The 17376-nt window shown below is 62.4% G+C and carries 16 protein-coding genes; 11 read left to right on the forward strand and 5 right to left on the reverse strand.

The features are described from left to right. Positions 1-39: 39 nt before the first annotated feature. Genes COLINT_RS07625 through COLINT_RS07635 form a run of 3 tightly spaced genes read right to left on the reverse strand, consistent with a single transcriptional unit; the run spans position 40 to position 4224 of the window. Positions 40-1416 carry a CapA family protein gene (locus tag COLINT_RS07625; protein WP_169302883.1) on the reverse strand — a complete coding sequence of 459 codons (1377 nt, stop codon included), beginning with the start codon at positions 1414-1416 and terminating at the stop codon, positions 40-42. Next, complete coding sequence (locus COLINT_RS07630; protein ID WP_006723894.1) at positions 1409-2299, reverse strand: spermidine synthase; 891 nt, start codon at positions 2297-2299, stop codon at positions 1409-1411. The genes COLINT_RS07625 and COLINT_RS07630 overlap by 8 nt, the downstream gene beginning before the upstream one ends. Then, positions 2296-4224, reverse strand: a complete 1929-nt coding sequence (locus COLINT_RS07635; protein ID WP_006723895.1) for an elongator complex protein 3 — start codon at positions 4222-4224, stop codon at positions 2296-2298. Before COLINT_RS07635 ends, COLINT_RS07630 begins: the two co-directional genes overlap by 4 nt. Positions 4225-4347: 123 nt before the next feature. Between COLINT_RS07635 and COLINT_RS07640 the strand changes: the two genes are divergently transcribed. The 6 genes from COLINT_RS07640 to COLINT_RS07665 all read left to right on the forward strand — a co-directional run bounded on the left by COLINT_RS07640 (position 4348) and on the right by COLINT_RS07665 (position 11231). Beyond that, positions 4348-5181 (forward strand): class I SAM-dependent methyltransferase, encoded by an 834-nt coding sequence (locus tag COLINT_RS07640; RefSeq protein ID WP_006723896.1) that lies wholly within the window; start codon positions 4348-4350, stop codon positions 5179-5181. A gap of 58 nt (positions 5182-5239) precedes the next feature. Next, entirely contained in the window at positions 5240-6064 is an 825-nt protein-coding gene (gene trmB / locus COLINT_RS07645; protein WP_006723897.1) for a tRNA (guanosine(46)-N7)-methyltransferase TrmB, read from the forward strand. Positions 6065-6507: 443 nt separating this feature from the next. After that, a complete protein-coding gene (locus COLINT_RS07650; RefSeq protein ID WP_006723898.1) occupies positions 6508-9291 on the forward strand; it encodes a DEAD/DEAH box helicase in 2784 nt (927 codons plus the stop codon). Between the two features lie 456 nt (positions 9292-9747). Further along, on the forward strand, positions 9748-10320 hold the full coding sequence (locus COLINT_RS07655; protein ID WP_156780398.1) for a C39 family peptidase: 573 nt from the start codon (positions 9748-9750) through the stop codon (positions 10318-10320). A 181-nt stretch (positions 10321-10501) separates the two neighbouring features. Beyond that, entirely contained in the window at positions 10502-10864 is a 363-nt protein-coding gene (locus tag COLINT_RS07660; RefSeq protein ID WP_006723902.1) for a NifB/NifX family molybdenum-iron cluster-binding protein, read from the forward strand. Between the two features lie 73 nt (positions 10865-10937). Continuing rightward, complete coding sequence (locus COLINT_RS07665; RefSeq protein WP_006723903.1) at positions 10938-11231, forward strand: hypothetical protein; 294 nt, start codon at positions 10938-10940, stop codon at positions 11229-11231. Between the two features lie 73 nt (positions 11232-11304). On the opposite strand, the gene COLINT_RS07670 is transcribed toward COLINT_RS07665, so the two are convergent. Continuing rightward, the gene (locus COLINT_RS07670) at positions 11305-11868 is read right to left on the reverse strand and encodes a DUF5714 domain-containing protein (RefSeq protein ID WP_006723904.1); all 564 of its coding nucleotides are present in this window, start codon (positions 11866-11868) and stop codon (positions 11305-11307) included. 102 nt (positions 11869-11970) lie between these two features. Here COLINT_RS07670 and COLINT_RS08740 point away from each other — a divergent pair, with 102 nt between their 5' ends. From COLINT_RS08740 to COLINT_RS07690, 4 genes are all read left to right on the forward strand, one after another. Further along, entirely contained in the window at positions 11971-12669 is a 699-nt protein-coding gene (locus tag COLINT_RS08740) for a metalloregulator ArsR/SmtB family transcription factor (protein ID WP_006723905.1), read from the forward strand. Between the two features lie 249 nt (positions 12670-12918). Next, the gene (locus tag COLINT_RS07680) at positions 12919-14439 is read left to right on the forward strand and encodes an ATP-binding cassette domain-containing protein (protein WP_006723907.1); all 1521 of its coding nucleotides are present in this window, start codon (positions 12919-12921) and stop codon (positions 14437-14439) included. Positions 14440-14619: 180 nt separating this feature from the next. Further along, positions 14620-14973: a type II toxin-antitoxin system RelE/ParE family toxin gene (locus COLINT_RS07685; RefSeq protein WP_006723908.1), complete on the forward strand. Its 354-nt coding sequence runs from the start codon at positions 14620-14622 to the stop codon at positions 14971-14973. Next, positions 14960-15232 carry a helix-turn-helix domain-containing protein gene (locus COLINT_RS07690; protein WP_006723909.1) on the forward strand — a complete coding sequence of 91 codons (273 nt, stop codon included), beginning with the start codon at positions 14960-14962 and terminating at the stop codon, positions 15230-15232. The genes COLINT_RS07685 and COLINT_RS07690 overlap by 14 nt, the downstream gene beginning before the upstream one ends. A 393-nt stretch (positions 15233-15625) precedes the next feature. On the opposite strand, the gene guaA is transcribed toward COLINT_RS07690, so the two are convergent. Beyond that, positions 15626-16609 (reverse strand): glutamine-hydrolyzing GMP synthase, encoded by a 984-nt coding sequence (guaA, locus tag COLINT_RS07695; protein ID WP_006723911.1) that lies wholly within the window; start codon positions 16607-16609, stop codon positions 15626-15628. 160 nt (positions 16610-16769) lie between these two features. On the opposite strand from guaA, the gene COLINT_RS07700 reads away from it, so the two are divergent. Continuing rightward, positions 16770-17376 (forward strand): beta/alpha barrel domain-containing protein (locus tag COLINT_RS07700; protein WP_006723912.1); only part of this gene is annotated, 607 nt, incomplete at its 3' end.

A 17376-nucleotide genomic window follows, 5' to 3' on the forward strand; every position in this document is an offset into this window, starting at 1 on the left:
AAGATGCGGAGAGGCGGAAGCAAAGATCAATCGATGGGGCTACAGCGGATTGACCTCAAGCAGCAGAGACGATGACGCACGGTCATATGACGCGCCGAGGACTTTCGACGCAAAGTCATGGCAACCGGCCACCGTGAACGAGGGGAAATCCTCAGTCGTCTCCACGTTGTTCCCGCCCGCGAGCTCGTCACTGTAGTCGGCGAGACGATAGACTCGCATCTCCGTATCCGATCGAGATGTCTTGTGCATCACGGTCGGCTGGATGGAACACGAGGTGATCGCGCACACATCGCCGATCTTCTCCACCGTGAGACCGGCGAGACCCCCGACGGTCCGCGGCGCTTCCATCTGACGTGAGATGAGATTGCCAAGCGACCAGAAGACCGGCACGCGCCGTCCATCTGGTCGAGATATCAATTCAACGGGCTGCAAAACATGCGGATGCGTTCCGATGATCGCGTCCACCCCAGCCTCAATCAGACGAGAGGCGAGACGTCGTTGCGCCGCATTTGGCTCGTAGACATACTCAGTCCCCCAGTGAGGGCAAGCGATGACGATGTCGGCTCCCGCCTCGCGAGCGCGGGTGACATCCGCCGCGAAGTTCGACCTGTATAAGCTTTTGACACAATACGGATGCTCAGCCGGCATGGGGATGCCATTGGTGGTCTCGGTGTAGCTGAGAATCGCAACCGCGATGCGACCGCGAGTGGCGATATGCGGCCTATCTGCCGCTTCATTCGAATCGGCAATGCCCGGCACGAGCATCTCAGGATGCCTTTCGCGCCAAAAACGCAGGGTTGCTTCAATCCCCTCGAAGCCCTTGTCGAGCGCATGGTTAGTCGCAGCGAGAGTGACATCGATGCCGGCGGCCGCTTCGGCATCGCCGAGCTCCTGGGGACTGTTGAAGGTCGGGAAACCAGATAGACCCATCTCCGCCCCGCCCAACACCGTCTCCTGGTTGATTATCGCTATGTCGGCAGATTTGAACGTGGGCGCGATCGCACTGAAAAGATGGTCGTAATTGCGCGTGCCGTCGGCGCGCTCGCCGCTCATCCAAATGCCGCGATGCGCCAAGACGTCTCCGCCCATGACGATTGAGATACGATGCGCGCCCCGTTCGCTGTCCTGAATCGTCGCAAGCGAAGCGTGGCCCGCAGCGTCGAAGTCGCGCGATCCCGCCTCACCGGGGAGCCCCGAACAGCCCGTTGCACATGTGGCCACAACCATGCCGAATCCCGCCGCGGCGGTTGCCAGGAAACGGCGACGGGTCATGCCGCCGGCAAGTGCAGACCCGAGCCGTTCGTCCATCGCAGAGTGAGTGGATGGCGCACACGCAGGACCGTCCTCACGGCCGAATCGGGCATCGGGGCAGTGGGGACCGAAATGGGACCCAAAAAGGGCCTCGTTCTTAGACATCGCGCATGACCTCGCCGTACAAGGCTTCATCGAGAGGCAGTTCGCCATGGAAGGAATACGCGCCGTCAGTTGCAATGAGCAGGTAGTTGTCCTCAGCGCCAAACGCGGCATCCTCGCAAGGAACCACATGGACATGCGAGAATACCGCTGCAGCGGTCGCGACGGCGTCGCGGAGATAATCGATGTTCTCCCCACCCGCGGAGCTAACGACATTCGCCAGGTACAAACCTCCGGGATTCAGGCAGACCTTGACCTGGCACAGGGCCTCCACCGTGGCGAGAGCGTGAACGGGCTCGCAGCCCGCAAAGCAATCGTTCACAACTGCATCGTAGCGAGTCCCCTCGGCAAGGGCCTGGGAGATGAACGTGCGTGCGTCCGCCGTGATCAGACGCAGCCGATCGGCGGCGATGCGCTCGAGCTCATCGAGGAAAAACCACCGGCGAGCCAGCCTCGTAATGGAGGGGTCGATTTCAACGACATCCATATCGAGGGCCGGATGCGCAGTGAGCGCGTGCTTGGGATACGCGTATCCGCCGCCGCCCATCACGAGCACGCGATCGATGCCGCCACCCGTTGCCGCGCGCTTGGACGCCTCGGCATCGAACATGCGGTCGAACGCCCGGTAGTACGCGAACACCGGATCAAAGCGTCGCCCATCCAAATACGTGGCGCTCTGATACACGCCGCCCTGCTGGAGAACGCGAACCTGATTGCCCGCCCCATCTCGAACCTTCTTCACCCGCGCCATGCCCGACCTGGTGCGCACGAGCTGCAGGCATTGAGACCCTACAAAAATCGCCGCCGCGCCGACGGCGACGGCGCCGAGGGCCACCCCCGCCGCAATTCCGGCGCCCGCAGAAGCATTCGAGGGCTTTTGGGTCATGAGAGCTCCTTTTGCTGATACAGGCCACAATCGATGAAGCCGAGATGGCGATAGTACTCACGCGTGCCCACCGCGCTGATCACATTGAGGCGGCTGTAACCCGCCTCACGAGCGATCTCGGAGGCCCGCTCGATGAGGCGGCGGCCCAAGCCAAGATGCTGGGCAGATGTTCCACCCACACCGAGCTGCGTGGCCATGCCGTACACATGGACCTCGCGAATCATCGCCTCACCAGGCGCGACGGGCAGGCACCCGCCCCCAGAGCAGGCCGCCTCGGATTCAAGGCCCACCTCGCGGGGAGCGGGAAACGAGCGCACATACTCCTCGTTTGGCAGAGACAGGCGCAGGAAACCCGCAATGCGGTTCTCGGGCGTCACCCACTGCAGGAAGTGCTCGCACGTGTTCGATGTCCCATACGAGACGTCCTCCATGCGCAGCTCATCGACAGGAACTTCGCCCGTGGCGACCTCGCGAAAACGAATCTCCTGGATGCCGCGCACATCCCCCTGAGAACGCAGACGGTTCTCGACGAGCTGGCGAAGGTTCGGCTTCTTGTTCCCCGCCACGATGTCGTGCGATGAAAAGTCACGGATCATGCGAGAGATCCGGCAAAACGGAGGGGTTGCGGCGACGTCGCTTACCAGAATGTCGAGCAACTCCGCCTCGGAATAGGGCGCCCATTCTCCCGCCTCGAAGCGCTCCTGCAGTCGGGCGCCCTCGATAAGCGCGCATGGGTAGAGCTTGATCTCGTCGGGCTGGAACGGCAAGCCGCGCACAAGGCGCAGGTAGTCGTCCTTATCCCGTTCCGGCGTAGAACCCAGCAGGTTGACCATCGCGTGCGCGTGGATTTTGAACCCGAACACGCGCAGCAGCTCGAACGCCCGCTCGATCTGGGAGATCTCGATACCGCGATCGTTCGCATCCAGAACGGCCTGGTCAAGGGACTGAATGCCCATCTGCACCTTCGTGCATCCAAGGTGGCGGATAATCGTCAGCGAATCGGGGGTGATGGCGTCCGGCCGTGTTTCCACCACAAGTCCAACCACGCGGCAACGGGCGGTTTCGTTCTCGCGCTGCAACCGCTCGAGTTCATCGAATGTGGCGACCTGCTCGGCTGCAACGGCGTGCCAAGGAGAACCGGCACCGTAGTGCTCGGAAAATGCCTGGTTGTAAGAGCATGCATGCTCGTCCAGCCGGCGCTGAACATCTTCCGCCGCTCGACCAAACTGCGAACCGTCTTGGGGGAATCCGAGCGTTCGGTATAGCTCTCCCCGTTCCTCGGCACTCGAACGGATGAGGATGCGGGGCTGCTCATCATCTGACGAGCGCGCGGTGGAGGCGCACGCCCCGTCCACAGCGGGCTCGAACTCGTTCAGCGCGCGGAACAGCTCCGCGATGAACCACACCTGATAACCCCGCGGATAGTCGCTCCAAGTTCCGCCGAGCACGATGAGCTCGATCTTGTCGATGGCGTGACCCATCTGGCTGAGCGCGGTCAGGCGCGAGGTGACCTGCAGATACGGATCGAACCAGTTTTGCTCGGCACGCTCGCACGCAGGCTCGTTATGCAGATAGCTCTTAGGCATGCGGATATCGTTCGGGCAAAACAGGCAATCACCGCCGCACGGCCAGGGCTTGGTGATGACCGTGATGGTCGCCACGCCCGAGGCGCTGCGTCGCGGCTTCATGCGCAAGACGGAAAGGAGCTGCTTTTCAAGCTCGGGGGTCACGCCCCACGACTCCCAGCGAGCACGGTCATCACTCTTCACCTGCTGGTAAAACGGCAGCAAACGTCGCTTGGCGAACGCGCGCTTGTCTGAGCCGGAACGACGCGCCGCCGCGTGCCCCATCTTGAGCAAGGTGCGATCGTCGACGTTCCGGCCGGCACGCAGCTCTTCGAGTATGTCGAGAATAATCTGTTCCATGGGCCCATTGTATATGAGCCCCGCGCCGCCGCCCCAACGGATGCAAGCCGAGCCACATTGTCGTCCCTGTGTTCCGCTTTACAATAGCCGTACCGATATGATCGCATTTTTGCCGGGAGCCCCATGGACCTCACCACTGCGCACGAACTCATCGAGCTCAACAACCGCTTTTACGCCGAGCACGCCGCATCATTCTCCGCAACGCGCAGCGCGCCGTGGGAGGGTTGGAATCGCGCGGCCGAGCTCTTGACGCAGCTCCGTTGGCCTCGAGCGCACAACGGCGGCGCCAGCTGCCATTCGCCGCTCGTCCTCGATCTCGCCTGCGGCAACCTACGCTTCGAACGGTTCCTCCTCAACGCCTTTCCCGACGTCGATCTCCGATTCCACGCGGTCGACGCCTGTGCCGACCTCGCGAAAGACGCCTCCCAGATCCCCGGCGCGGACTTTTACGAGATGGATGTTCTCGGAAGCTTTCTAGATGACTGGGCACGGCTCGGCGACCTTGGACACACCGTCCCGAATCGCCGACTCGCCGACGCCGGCATCCCCGAGTGCGATTTGGCCGTTTGCTTTGGTTTCATGCATCATGTCCCGGGGTTTGACATGAGGGCGTCCGTGCTCGACGCAATCGTTGAGCGCACCGCGCTCGGCGGGGTTGCGATTGTTTCATTTTGGCAGTTCATGCGCGATGAGAGACTGGCGCGCAAGGCCCTCGCGGCCGATTCCGCCGCCCGCGAGTCCGCGTCAAGCGGCACGTTCCCGCTCGACGAAAACGACCACTTCCTCGGCTGGCAATCCGACCCCTCCCCCTTGCGCTACTGCCATCATTTTGACGAATCGGAAATCGACGAGCTTGTAGCATCTGTGGGAACATGCGCCCGCGAGGTCGCGCGCTACTCCGCGGACGGGGGCTCTGGTACCCTCAATCGGTACCTCATGCTCGAGCGATTCGCATAATTAACCCGCTCCGACCAGAAGCTCCAATCCCATCCGAGAGGCCCCCATGCACGCACGTATGCCCAAGAACTTCGTCCTCGACCAGCGCATCGAGCGCGCGTCCGACGCCATCGAGACCGGCGCTGCGGCGTACCGGGGCCGTTGGGCCGAAGCATGCTGCCCGCTCATTCCGGGCGGCGTCGAGTGCTTCGATCATGTGCATCTCGATTTGGGCTGCGGCAAGGGCGCCTATATCGCCGCCATGGCGCAGCGCCACCCCGATACCCTGTTCATCGGCATGGACAGCGAGCCCGTGTGCGTTGTGCACGCAGCCCAGCTCGTTCTCGACCTGGGTCTCAAAAACGCGCTGGTCATTCCCGGCGATGCCGCCAACCTCGCCGGAATCTTTGCGCCCGGCGAACTCTCGAGCATCTCCATCAACTTCCCCACGCCCCATCCCAAGCGCCGCCATGCGCGACTTCGCGTAACCACGGCCGAACATCTCGACGGGTATCGGTCACTCATCGCCGAGGGCGGCATGCTCACGCTTCGCACCGACAGCCTGCCGCTGTATGAGTATTCGTTACCGCAGTTCAAAGCCATTGGATGGGAAGTGGTGTGCGCCACGTATGACGATCGCACCGCCCATCCCGAGCAGCCCATCACCGAGTACGAGCAGCGTCTCACCGAACAGGGCGCGACTGTGCACGCGGTCTATGCGAGGCCCGCGAGCAAGCCTGCCACGCCCGAGCAGCTCCAATCCGCCCTCGATATGCCCCAGAGCCTCATCGACTATCTGCCTGAGGACCTTTTCGCCGAGGGCTATATCCCGTACGGCATGAGCTACGCCGTCGACAACCTTCGAAATCGTCGCCAACATCTCGCAGCGCGACAAAATGTATAAATCCATTACCTATTAAGCTTCCGCTGCATATCTTTTTCTCGTTTGCCGCGTTGTAGGCGTACGTTTTCCCGATGATGGTCAAAATACCCTGATTGTGCGGCGAAGCTGCGCACGCCGCGCAACAAATGCCCAGGATTCGATCGGGCGATCGCGTTGGCAACGACCGCGCTGAAACGGACTGTCCGTCAGGCGATATCAAAACCCCAGGATTTTTCTAGCGGTAGGGATATACATGCCTCCCGACGGGGCTCGTTCAGCGCACAATCAGGGTATTTTGACCACTTCTGTGATTTCATATATTTAGCGACCCCCCTATCGAGGCCTGAACGGCTCGCTTTTACGCCCCGAACCACCAACAACCTGCACCCAGCACTCCAAGCGCACGTCCAACACGCCGCGTTCGGTCATAATAGGCACAGCAACATCGACGAAACGGAACGAATATGCCTGACGCGACCAACTCCACCGACCCCTTTGCCCATGGCTCCCTGGGCTCGCTCGCACCTAGCTGGTGGGAGCCGGAATCCGATGAAACCGAACAGGCCTTGGAGCCCGAACCCTGGCTGACACCTGAAGAGGCATACGAGCGATTCATGGAATGGGTCTCCTCTCGCGGCATCGAGCCTTGGGAACACCAGGAAGATGCGTTGTTCTCTCTGGCCGCGGGCAGCAACGTAATCCTGGGCACACCCACGGGCTCGGGCAAGTCGCTGGTCGCGCTCGGCATGATGTTCATGGCCATGGCCAGCGGACAGCGCGCATACTACACGGCGCCCATCAAGGCCCTCGTTTCCGAGAAATTCTTTTACCTGGTCGACATCCTCGGCCGCGACAACGTGGGCATGATCACCGGCGACTCGCACATCAACACCGGCGCCCCCGTCATCTGCTGCACCGCCGAGATCCTTGCCAACCAAGCGTTGCGCGAGGGCGAAGACACCGATGTGGGCTGCGTCGCCATGGACGAATTCCACTTCTTCTCCGACCCCGACCGCGGATGGGCCTGGCAGGTCCCACTGCTCACGTTGCCCCACACGCAGTTCCTGCTCATGAGCGCCACCCTGGGCGACATGACCGCCATCGGCGATACCCTCACCCGCACCACCGGCCGCGACCTGGAGCTCATCGCCGACGCTCCGCGCCCGGTGCCCCTCTCCTACGAATACGTGAAAACCGCCCTGGAAGGAACGGTCGAACTCGCGCTTCGCCAAGGCGACTCACCGCTTTATATCGTGCACTTCTCCCAGGACGCGGCCCTGCAGTCCGCCCGTGCGCTGGCAAGCTACGGCGTTGCCAGCAAAGAGCAGCGCGAGGCGATCAAGGAGGCGATCAAGGGAGGGCGCTTCACCACGGCGTTCGGCAAAACGCTCAAGCATCTCATCTCGAGCGGCGTGGGCCTACACCACGCCGGCATGCTACCCCGCTACCGCCTGCTCGTCGAGAAGCTCGCCCAGCAGGGCCTTCTTCCCGTGATCTGCGGCACCGACACACTCGGCGTGGGCATCAACGTGCCCATCCACACCGTCCTGCTCACCGGTCTTACGAAATTCGACGGCTACAAGCAGCGCCGTCTGCGCTCGCGCGAGTTCCACCAGATCGCCGGGCGCGCGGGCCGCTCGGGCTTTGACACCGAGGGCGTGGTCATCGCCGAGGCGCCGGAGTTCGAGATCGAGAACCATAAGGCCGAGCTCAAGGCCATGGGTGACCCCAAGAAGATGAAGAAGCTCAAGAAAAAGCGCCCGCCGGAGGGCTTTGTCACCTGGAACGAAGACACCTTCACCCGTCTGATCGAGAGCGAGCCCGAGACCCTCAAGCCCCGTCTGCGCATCACGCACTCCATGGTGCTCGCGGAGGTCGAGCAGGGCGGCGACGCATGGGAGCGTGTGCTGGCGCTCATCGACGCGTCGCTTCAAACCCCCGAGGAAAAGGCCAAGCTGAAGGGCCGTGCCGCCGAGATCTTCGCCACGCTCATCGACGCTGGTGTCGTGGTCCGAGAGGCTTGCGGGGCGGACGCGGATGCCGATAACGGCAACGTCGATTCGATTCCTGCGGTCTCGCTCACCGAGGCACCCGAGAACCTGGAGGAGCTCAGGGCACTCGACGCCGAGCGCGATGAGGAGGACGGCGCGAATGACGAGGTCAGCCGCGCGATCGTCGAGGAGGGCACCGCGACGGGCCACCCCCTCGACGGGGCGGCGAACTACTTCCTCACGGTCGACCTGCCTGAGGACTTCGCCCTCGACCAGCCGCTCTCGCCGTTTTTGCTCGCGGCGCTCGAGCTGCTTGATCCGGAGAGCCCCACGTACACCCTCGACCTCATCTCCATGGTCGAGGCGACGCTCGAGGATCCCAAGCAGATCCTGCGAGCGCAGGAACGTCGTGCCCGCGATGCGGCGATGAACGCCATGAAGGCGGAGGGCGTCGACTTTGAGGAGCGCCTCGACCGCCTGCAGGACGTCACCTACCCCAAGCCGCTCGTGGAGATGCTCGACGTTGCGTTCGCCACGTACTGCGCGCAGGTCCCGTGGGCAAACGATTACGAGCTCAGTCCCAAGTCGGTCCTGCGCGACATGCTCGAGACCGGCTGCGACTTTAAGAGCTACATCGCGCAGTACAAGATCGCGCGCTGCGAGGGCATCCTGTTGCGCTACCTCACCGAGGCATATCGCTCGCTCGACCGCACCGTGCCGGTGGAGCGCCGAACCGAGGAGCTCGACGACATCGTGTCCTGGCTGGGACTTGTGGTGCGCTCGGTCGACTCGAGCCTTGTGGACGAATGGGCCAACGCGGGCATGGAGCCGGGTGCGGCGCCCATCAAGCACGGTGACGAGGTGGTTGCCGATCGTCGCGGGATGACGCTCATGGTTCGCAACACCCTGTTCCAGCGCGTGCGACTGGCCGCCCTCGACCGTGCCGACGCCCTCGGCGACCTCGACGTCGACTGGGGCTTCGGCGAGAGCCGTTGGGCACGCGTGCTCGATGCGTTCTACGAAGCACACGAGGACCTGCTCATCGACGCCGATGCGCGATCTGCGGCGTTCCTCGAAATCGACGAATCGGACGAGCAGACCGATCACGTCTGGCACGTGCACCAGGTATTCCACGACTCGGACGGCGATCACGACTTTGGCATCATGGCCGACGTCGACCTGGACGCCACGCAAGACGGCGACGGCATCGTCTTCAAGAACTACCGGGCCGGCGTGATCGAGGACCTCGTTCGCTAACCCCTGTTCCCCCATCGATTCTCCCGTGCATCGCCGGCCCGCTCTCATTGGGCCGGCGATGCGCCGTATTAAGTCATTTTTAACCTCCCGTTAAGCACCGTGACCAACCTGTCACGCAGGCGTCACGGGAACGCATGGGGCTCTCTTCATCATGGTTGGCATAGCAAGCATCCAAGGAGTTGAGCCATGGGTACCTATGGGAGAAATGACGACCGGCGCCCTCTTAGGGAATTTGACGGACCCCTTGAGGGAGGCAGATTCCGAGCCGATCACGGGACACGGCAACGACGTGCCGCTGCACCGCAGAGAACCGGCGCACCTCAGCGAAAGCTCGCCGCGGCCAATCGAAGGCCCGGTACGGCGCCGAGAGCACGGAGACCCAAATCGCGCAGGGGAAAGATGGCGATCATCGGCCTCGGAATCGTAATCGCCTTCGTTCTCGCAGTCCAATCGCTCATGCAACAGAATGTTGGAACGGGTCGAAGGAGCGCACCAACCCAAGAGGAAACCGCCCACTCGACACCGGCACACGCCTGGCGCAAGGGAGAGGTCCCGTTCCTGTACCAAATCGACCCCCAATGGTCCGACGAACCCTATGCGGGAGGAAACATCCACGAGAACGGATGCGGCCCGACCTGCCTTTCCATGGTCTACATATCGCTCACAGGAAAGACCGACCTCGATCCCGTGGCAATGGCGCGCTTCAGCGAGCAAAACGGCTTCACCGTCGACGGCATGACGGCATGGGCGCTTATGACGGACGGTGCGACGATGCTCGGCCTTCACAGTGCCGAACTCTCCGCAAGCGCCGACGTCGTCCGTGCCGAGCTCGAGGCGGGGCGGCCGATCATATGCAGCGTGCGACCCGGCGACTTTACCAGCACGGGGCATTTCATCGTGCTCGCAGGCCTGACCGACGACGGGCAGGTCATGGTGCGGGATCCAAACAACGCCGGCAACGGCGATCATCCCTGGGACCTCGACCGGATCCTTGACCAGTGCGCGAACCTGTGGAGCTTCTCCGCATAATCCCGCGGATGGGCTACCGCCGCGCCCCCGTCCGCGCGTCGCTGCCGGAACCCCATCTGCGCACCGAGCTCTCGCACGCTCGGCGTTGCAGCCATCGCGCACATGCGAGGCTTGCGCAAACGCGCTACCATGGGCCCATCGACCCCGTTGTGACATATTGCACAGAAAGGTGGCATTGCACATGAAGCTCGCAGTTCCCTCCGTCGGCGAAGGCGGCCTGGACGCCCAGCGCTCGGCCCACTTCGGTCACGCCGATTGCTTCACGATCCTGAACGTAGAGAACGGCCAGGTCTCCCTCGATGGCACCATCGTCAATCCCCCGCATGAGGAGGGAGGCTGCATGCGACCCGTGGGCATCCTCGCCGACGCGGGCATCGACGCCATCGTCGCCGTGGGCATGGGCATGCGCCCCATGCAGGGCTTCGCCGCCGCCGGCATCACCGTCTTGCACGACGCCGAATCCCCCACCGTGGGCGCCGCCGCTGAGCGCGTCGCCGCCGGCCAGCTCGAGGCCATGGGGCCTGAGCACGCCTGCCATCATTAGATGGGCCATCTCGACTGTCTCGGGCCGAGCGCACATTCGCGCTCGGCCCTGTTTTCGATGAACGGAGGGCTCTGTGGCAAGCAACAAAAGATCGGCGCGCGCCAAGCAGCGCGCGGCATTTGAGGCCGGGTTCGACGGATGCGCCATGGGCGACCTGTTCACACGCGAGCGGGAACGCGAGGATCGTCTCGATGCCGAACACGAGGCCGCGCTCCGACGCAAAGCCTGCGAGTCCAAGAACCGCTACTCGAGCAAAGCGGAAGCGGAGAACGCTATAGCCGCATGCGCCGAGCACGGGCGCCGGGGCCTTTCAGCCTACCGCTGCCCCTACTGCAATGGATGGCACCTCACAAGCCATCCGAGGTAGAAGCGCGCGACCATCGCTCGGACGAGAGACGCAAGCCACCGGCACTCAGACGCCGCCCACGGCCCTCTTGAACTTAAGCGTGGTAAGGGCATTCGCTTCCGAGACACGCCTTGTTCAACGACGCCACGGCGCACTCCGGCACCTGCTCACCGACCTTGAGACGCAACCCAAAATTGTCGTTAAACCATGGGACGGCCGTGCGAACGGCGATGCGCGAATCTCGCTTGCAACAACGAGGCGATCCCGCCCGGGCGATAGCGCCCAGGATCTCCGAGACCATCAGCTGGCCCTCGCTCCAACCCTCGCGGCGCAGGGGCGCATTGCCGGCTAGAACGGCGAATGCCATACCGCACGAAGCCGCCGCCCCGCACACACCCCACTTCGCACATGTAGCTCCCGGCACACATGCCGCACGGGAGTCGAGTTCGGCCAACGCCTCGGAAAGGCCGGCACCATCATGGTGGGCGGTCTGCCATGCGCAGGCGAGGAGCGAGGCGCCGACCAGGAAATGATGCACGGGCCCAAACGCCGCACAGCGCTCATCGGACATAAGCGCCTCCAACAGCGCCGCGGGATCTTCGCCCCGCCACGCCAAGCACACCTCGTGAACCCATGTACTGTCGTCTGAGCTCGCCATGTGGCCCGCCTTTCCGCTCAAGTATCGACATCTGTCGATATGTTATCATATCGATATGTATCAATATTGAGTAATTGCAGGTAGATATAGGAGGGTCAGGATATGGGCAAGCCAGTCGTGGCATTCGTCTGCACGCACAACGGCTGTCGGAGCCAGATCGCAGAGGCGATGGCGCGCCGATTCGCAGATGACGTCATGCTCGCCCGCTCCGCGGGAACGCACCCAGCGAAGATCGTCAATCCCGATGCCGCGCGTCTATTGGCAAGCGAATACGAATTCGACGTTGCCTCCCTCGAGCCCAAATCCCTGACCTGCCTGCCCGATGTCGACATCCTCATCACCATGGGGTGCGGCGTTGAATGCCCCTCCCTACCGGCGATGTACCGTGAGGACTGGGGACTGGAAGATCCAACCGGCAAAGGCGACGATGCGTTCCTCCGCACGATGCGCGCCATCCAGCAACGCGTCATCGGACTCCGAGCCCGCATCGTGGCCGGCGAGTTCGACCGCGAGCGGCTCGCATCGAACCTCAAGGCGCTGGGCGACCCCAACCGGCTCCGCATCGTCGAGCTGCTATGGGACGGCGAGGAGCAGTGCGCCTGCAACCTCCTCTCGGAGCTCGAGATCTCGCAGCCCACGCTCTCCCATCACATGGCGGCGCTCCGAGATGCGGGGATCGTCCGTGCCCGCAAGGACGGCCGTTGGATGCACTACCAGCTCGACCACGATGTCCTCGATGCAATCGCCGCACTGCTCGGACAGAGCATCGCCTACCGCGCATGGGAGGATCCAGAGGAGTAGACAGCGCATTCAGACATCAGCCAATCGAACGGCAGACGCTTGCCGGGCATCGGGCACCCAACCATCCCACACCCGCCGGCAAGGCGATGGACCGTCGGCTTCGGCCGTGCTACACTCACCCTCGCCCGCCCGATGGATTCGGGCCCCATGCGAGGGCACCACCGCGAAGAGACAAGGCGACCATGCGCTTTTAGACATCCACCTCAACGATTCTGTTGGCCTCCGATCAAACAAGGAGGGGATGTCTTTATGCAGCTCGCACTCTCGCGTGTGACCTACACGCACCCCGCAGCGCAAGACCCCATTTTGAATAACGCGACCATTGCCTTCCCGCAAGGCTGGACCGGGCTTTTGGGCGACAACGGCTGCGGCAAGTCCACGCTCGCCAAAATCGCCTGCGGCCTTCTGAAACCCGACTCGGGAACGGTTTCGGGCAATCTGCTCGCCGCCTACTGCCCACAGGAGGCAGACGAAGCGCCCACGATCCTGGCGGACTTTGCGCTCGACTTTGGCCGCGAGGCCCGCAGCCTCCGCAAACGCCTGAGTCTCACCGATGACATGCCCTGGCGCTGGGACGAGCTCAGCTTCGGTGAGCGCAAGAAACTGCAGATCGCCTGCTCGCTCTGGCAGCGACCCGATGTGCTCGCAGTGGATGAGCCGACCAATCACCTCGATTGCGAGGCCCGTGCCCAACTGACAGGACTGCTGGCCAGCTTCACCGGCGTCGGCATCCTCGTGAGTCACGACCGCGGGCTGCTGGATGCGCTCGCATCGCGCTGCGCGTCGTTCGAGGCAAGTGGGCCCCGCGGGGAGACTCACATCGTCATCCGCCCCGGCGGATACTCGCAAGCAAGCAGCCAGGCGGAACGCGAGCGAATGACCGCGATAGACGAACGAAAGAGGGCGAAGGATCATCTCGCGCGCCTTTCCGCTGAGCGCGAGCAGCGTGCCCAGGAGGCTGCGAGGGCGGATGCCAGGCGTTCGAAACGAGGGCTCGACCCCAAGGATAAAAGCGCCCGCGCCAAGATCGATCTCGCAATCGTCTCGGGCCAGGACGGGGCCCGAGGCAAGCTGCTGCGACAGATGGACGGGCGTATGGCAAGCGCCCAGGCCAGAGTCCATGCGGCATATGCGCCCAAACGCTATGACGGCAACCTGTTCCTGGATGCCGAACCCAGCGCTCGCAAAACCGTGCTTCACATACCCGCGGGCAGTATCCCATGCGGGGCGGGAACCCTCGAGCTACCCGAGATCTTTGTGGGAAACACCGAGCACATCGGCATCATAGGACACAACGGCGCAGGCAAAACCACACTTCTCGACCACATACGCGAGCTGCTCGCGTGCGATGGTGCCAAAGGAGGCCGACGGCTTTCGGTCCTCGACATCCCCCAAGAGCCGAGTCGGGAGCAACGGTCGCAGATACTCGAAGAGGTCCGCTCCCTCTCCCCTACCGACTGCGGACATGTATTCAGCTGCGTGGCGCAGCTGAACTCAGAACCCGACCGCATCATGGAAGGCGCTGCAACCAGCCCCGGTGAGTTGCGAAAACTGATGATTGCCCGCGGCCTGCTGGACGCGCCCGCGCTCATCATCATGGACGAACCCACCAACCACCTCGACCTGCACTCGGTCGAGGCGCTCGAACGGGCGCTCGCGCAGTTCGGCGGCGCGCTGCTGTTGGTGAGCCACGACCATGCGTTCCTGCGAGAGTGCACAAGCATCACCTGGGAGATTAAAGGCGGGACCCTAAAGACACGCCAAAGGTGAACAATATGCTGCAATGTCTATTCGATCTCACCCCATTGATCCAGACTCCCTCTCACTGGAAATCACAATTTGATTGCCTACTTGTATACGAACATATGTTCTTATAGAATTAGAACAGGTGTTCGTCTCAAATAGTATGTTTTGCCAATTATTATCATATGTGATAAGTTTAGGAGTAAGATGGCAATGGAGGTCCAGTATTTCGAAGACGATCAAGGACGGCAACCTGCAAAGGAGTTCATCGATGGACTCGACCCAAAGATGAGAGCCAAAGTTTTCGGGAGGCTGCTCCTTTTGGAAGAATATGGCGAACGGCTACCGATGCCATTTGCCCGGCATCTCGAGGATGGCATCTTCGAGCTGAGAACACCCCAAGGCTCGAACATCACCCGCCTCCTCTATTTCTTCTTTGTTGGCAATCGCGCTATCGTCACCAACGGTTTCGTGAAAAAGACTCAGCGAACGCCAAGAAAAGAAATAGAGCGTGCAAAGAAGTTCAGGGAGATCTGGAGGTCACACAATGACCGGCTTTAGGGAACATCTTGATGAGTCTCTCAAAGACCCCGCCTTCCGTCATGAATGGAGTGCTCAGGAAACCGAACGTGAAGTCATGAAAAGCATCGTGAAGGCGCGCATCGCCGCAGGGCTGACCCAAAAGGAACTGGCCGACCGCTGCGGCATGAAGGCGGCCAATCTCTGTAGACTGGAAAATGGCAATGGCAATCCTTCGGTGGCGACGCTTTCCAAAATAGCCCACGGTCTCGGCAAAAAGCTGCAGATCAGCTTTGTGTAGCACAATCACCAGTCGAGTAAACAGGGCCGATCCCATATGGGACCGGCCCTGTCGCGTCATCATCGCCACGGAAGGGCCCTCGAATTGAGAGCAATTGATTTTTCACAAGCGAAAAAGAGACCCATTCGAAGTTCTGCCGCGGTTTTCGAGCACCTCGTGAGTAGACGACGATTACGTCCCGACAAAGTCGCAGGTAGAACGCTTGTCGTTTTTTCGTCTACCTTCAAGGTCACCGAAAACTGCGGCAGAACTACCCTTCAAAAGCGAACAGGGGGTTCCGCTCATCGCGAGCGGAACCCCCTGCATCAACAACAGCCGGATTCGGGAGGGCTCGAGCTTGAATTATCGTCAGCCCTCATGGGGACCAACTTGCGCCTGCCCCCGATTACCCGATTACTCGAATTCGATGGTCCCGCAGGGCTTCGGGGTGAGGTCGTACAGGACACGACAGATGCCCGCGACCTCGGAGGCGATGCGGTCGCCGATCTTCTTGAGGAGCGCCCAGTCGAGCTCGGGCACCTCGGCGGTCATAGCGTCGACCGTGTTGACGGCGCGGATGAACGCCGGCCACTCGTAGAGGCGCTTGTCGTCCTTCACGCCGGTAACGCGGAAGTCGGGCACGGACACGAAGTACTGCCAAACCTTGCCCTCGAGGCCGGCCGCGGCGAACTCCTCGCGCAGGATCGCGTCGGCCTCACGCAGGGCCTCCAGGCGATCGCGGGTGATGGCGCCGAGGCAGCGCACGCCCAGGCCGGGGCCCGGGAAAGGCTGGCGCTCGACCATGCTCTCGGGCAAGCCGAGCTCGCGACCAACCACGCGGACCTCGTCCTTGTACAGCAGGCGGACGGGCTCGCAGAGCTCGAACTGCAGGTCATCGGGCAGACCGCCCACGTTGTGGTGGGCCTTCACGCCGTCGGACTCGAGGATATCGGGGTAGATGGTGCCCTGAGCGAGGAAGGAAACCTCGTCGCCCACCTTGCGGGCCTCCTCCTCAAACACGCGGATGAACTCGGCGCCGATGATCTTGCGCTTGGCCTCGGGCTCGGCAACGCCGTCGAGCAGGGACAGGAAGCGGTCGATGGCGTCGACGTAGACGAGGTTGGCGTCGAGCTGGTTGCGGAACACGTCGACGACCTGCTCGGACTCGCCCTTACGCATGAGGCCGTGGTTCACGTGCACGCAGATGAACTGCTTGCCGATGGCCTTGATCAGCAGCGCGGCGACCACGGAGGAGTCGACACCGCCGGACAGGGCCAGAAGGGCTTTCTTATCACCGATTTGCTCGCGGCAGGCGGCGACCTGCTCGGCGATGAAGGCCTGAGCAAGCTCAGGGGTGGTGATACGGACCATGTCGTCGGGGCGCTTGTTCAGATCCATGGGTCTCCTTTCAAGGGCACGCGCAGCGAGCGCGACGGGACGTCTTGTAGGCGGGACGTCATATATTACACAGCATTATGCCTTTTCCGCGTGATAGATGCAGGAGAATCGTGCGGTGATGATACGATTTCCACCGTAGAAATCTTCAAAAGGAGGACCGATGGTCACCCTATCCGACGCGCGCATCGACGAGCTAATCGCCGAAGACGTGCCTTATATCGACCTGACCAGCCATATCCTGGGCGCCGGCACTCAAGCCGGCGCCATGGAATACTTCACCCGCGAGGCCTGCGTGCTCGCCGGAGGCGAGGTCGCGTCGCGCATCGCCACCAAACTCGGATGCGTCGTCACCAACATCCTGCCCGACGGTACGGCGCTCGAGGCCGGGCAGTCGTTCATGACGATCGGCGGGACCGCCGCCCAGCTCCATCAGGCCTGGAAGGTCTGCCTCAACGTCTTCGACCATCTTTCCGCCGTGGCCACCAAGACCCGTGCGATGGTCTACGCCGCGCATGCCGCCAACCCGTCCTGCGAGGTCCTCACCACGCGAAAGAGCATGCCGGGCGTGAAGGACCTCCTCGTTGAGGCCACCATCGCGGGCGGGGCGTTCCCCCACCGCTTGGGCCTGTCCGAGACCGTACTCGTATTCGACCATCACCTCTCGTTCATGGGCGGGATCGACGCGCTCATCGAACAGCTACCCCAAATCCGTTCACGCTGCATCGAGAAGAAGCTGTTCGTCGAGGTGAACGCCGAGCAGGCGCTCG

The sequence above is a fragment of the Collinsella intestinalis DSM 13280 genome (assembly GCF_000156175.1).
GTDB lineage: Bacteria > Actinomycetota > Coriobacteriia > Coriobacteriales > Coriobacteriaceae > Collinsella > Collinsella intestinalis.

Bases quoted from the DNA above. Each gene is read 5' to 3' on its own strand.
- COLINT_RS07625 (WP_169302883.1), bottom strand. From the start codon at position 1,416: ATGTCTAAGAACGAGGCCCTTTTTGGGTCCCATTTCGGTCCCCACTGC.
- COLINT_RS07630 (WP_006723894.1), bottom strand. From the start codon at position 2,299: ATGACCCAAAAGCCCTCGAATGCTTCTGCGGGCGCCGGAATTGCGGCG.
- COLINT_RS07635 (WP_006723895.1), bottom strand. From the start codon at position 4,224: ATGGAACAGATTATTCTCGACATACTCGAAGAGCTGCGTGCCGGCCGG.
- COLINT_RS07640 (WP_006723896.1), top strand. From the start codon at position 4,348: ATGGACCTCACCACTGCGCACGAACTCATCGAGCTCAACAACCGCTTT.
- trmB (WP_006723897.1), top strand. From the start codon at position 5,240: ATGCCCAAGAACTTCGTCCTCGACCAGCGCATCGAGCGCGCGTCCGAC.
- COLINT_RS07650 (WP_006723898.1), top strand. From the start codon at position 6,508: ATGCCTGACGCGACCAACTCCACCGACCCCTTTGCCCATGGCTCCCTG.
- COLINT_RS07655 (WP_156780398.1), top strand. From the start codon at position 9,748: ATGCAACAGAATGTTGGAACGGGTCGAAGGAGCGCACCAACCCAAGAG.
- COLINT_RS07660 (WP_006723902.1), top strand. From the start codon at position 10,502: ATGAAGCTCGCAGTTCCCTCCGTCGGCGAAGGCGGCCTGGACGCCCAG.
- COLINT_RS07670 (WP_006723904.1), bottom strand. From the start codon at position 11,868: ATGGCGAGCTCAGACGACAGTACATGGGTTCACGAGGTGTGCTTGGCG.
- COLINT_RS08740 (WP_006723905.1), top strand. From the start codon at position 11,971: ATGGGCAAGCCAGTCGTGGCATTCGTCTGCACGCACAACGGCTGTCGG.
- COLINT_RS07680 (WP_006723907.1), top strand. From the start codon at position 12,919: ATGCAGCTCGCACTCTCGCGTGTGACCTACACGCACCCCGCAGCGCAA.
- COLINT_RS07685 (WP_006723908.1), top strand. From the start codon at position 14,620: ATGGCAATGGAGGTCCAGTATTTCGAAGACGATCAAGGACGGCAACCT.
- COLINT_RS07690 (WP_006723909.1), top strand. From the start codon at position 14,960: ATGACCGGCTTTAGGGAACATCTTGATGAGTCTCTCAAAGACCCCGCC.
- guaA (WP_006723911.1), bottom strand. From the start codon at position 16,609: ATGGATCTGAACAAGCGCCCCGACGACATGGTCCGTATCACCACCCCT.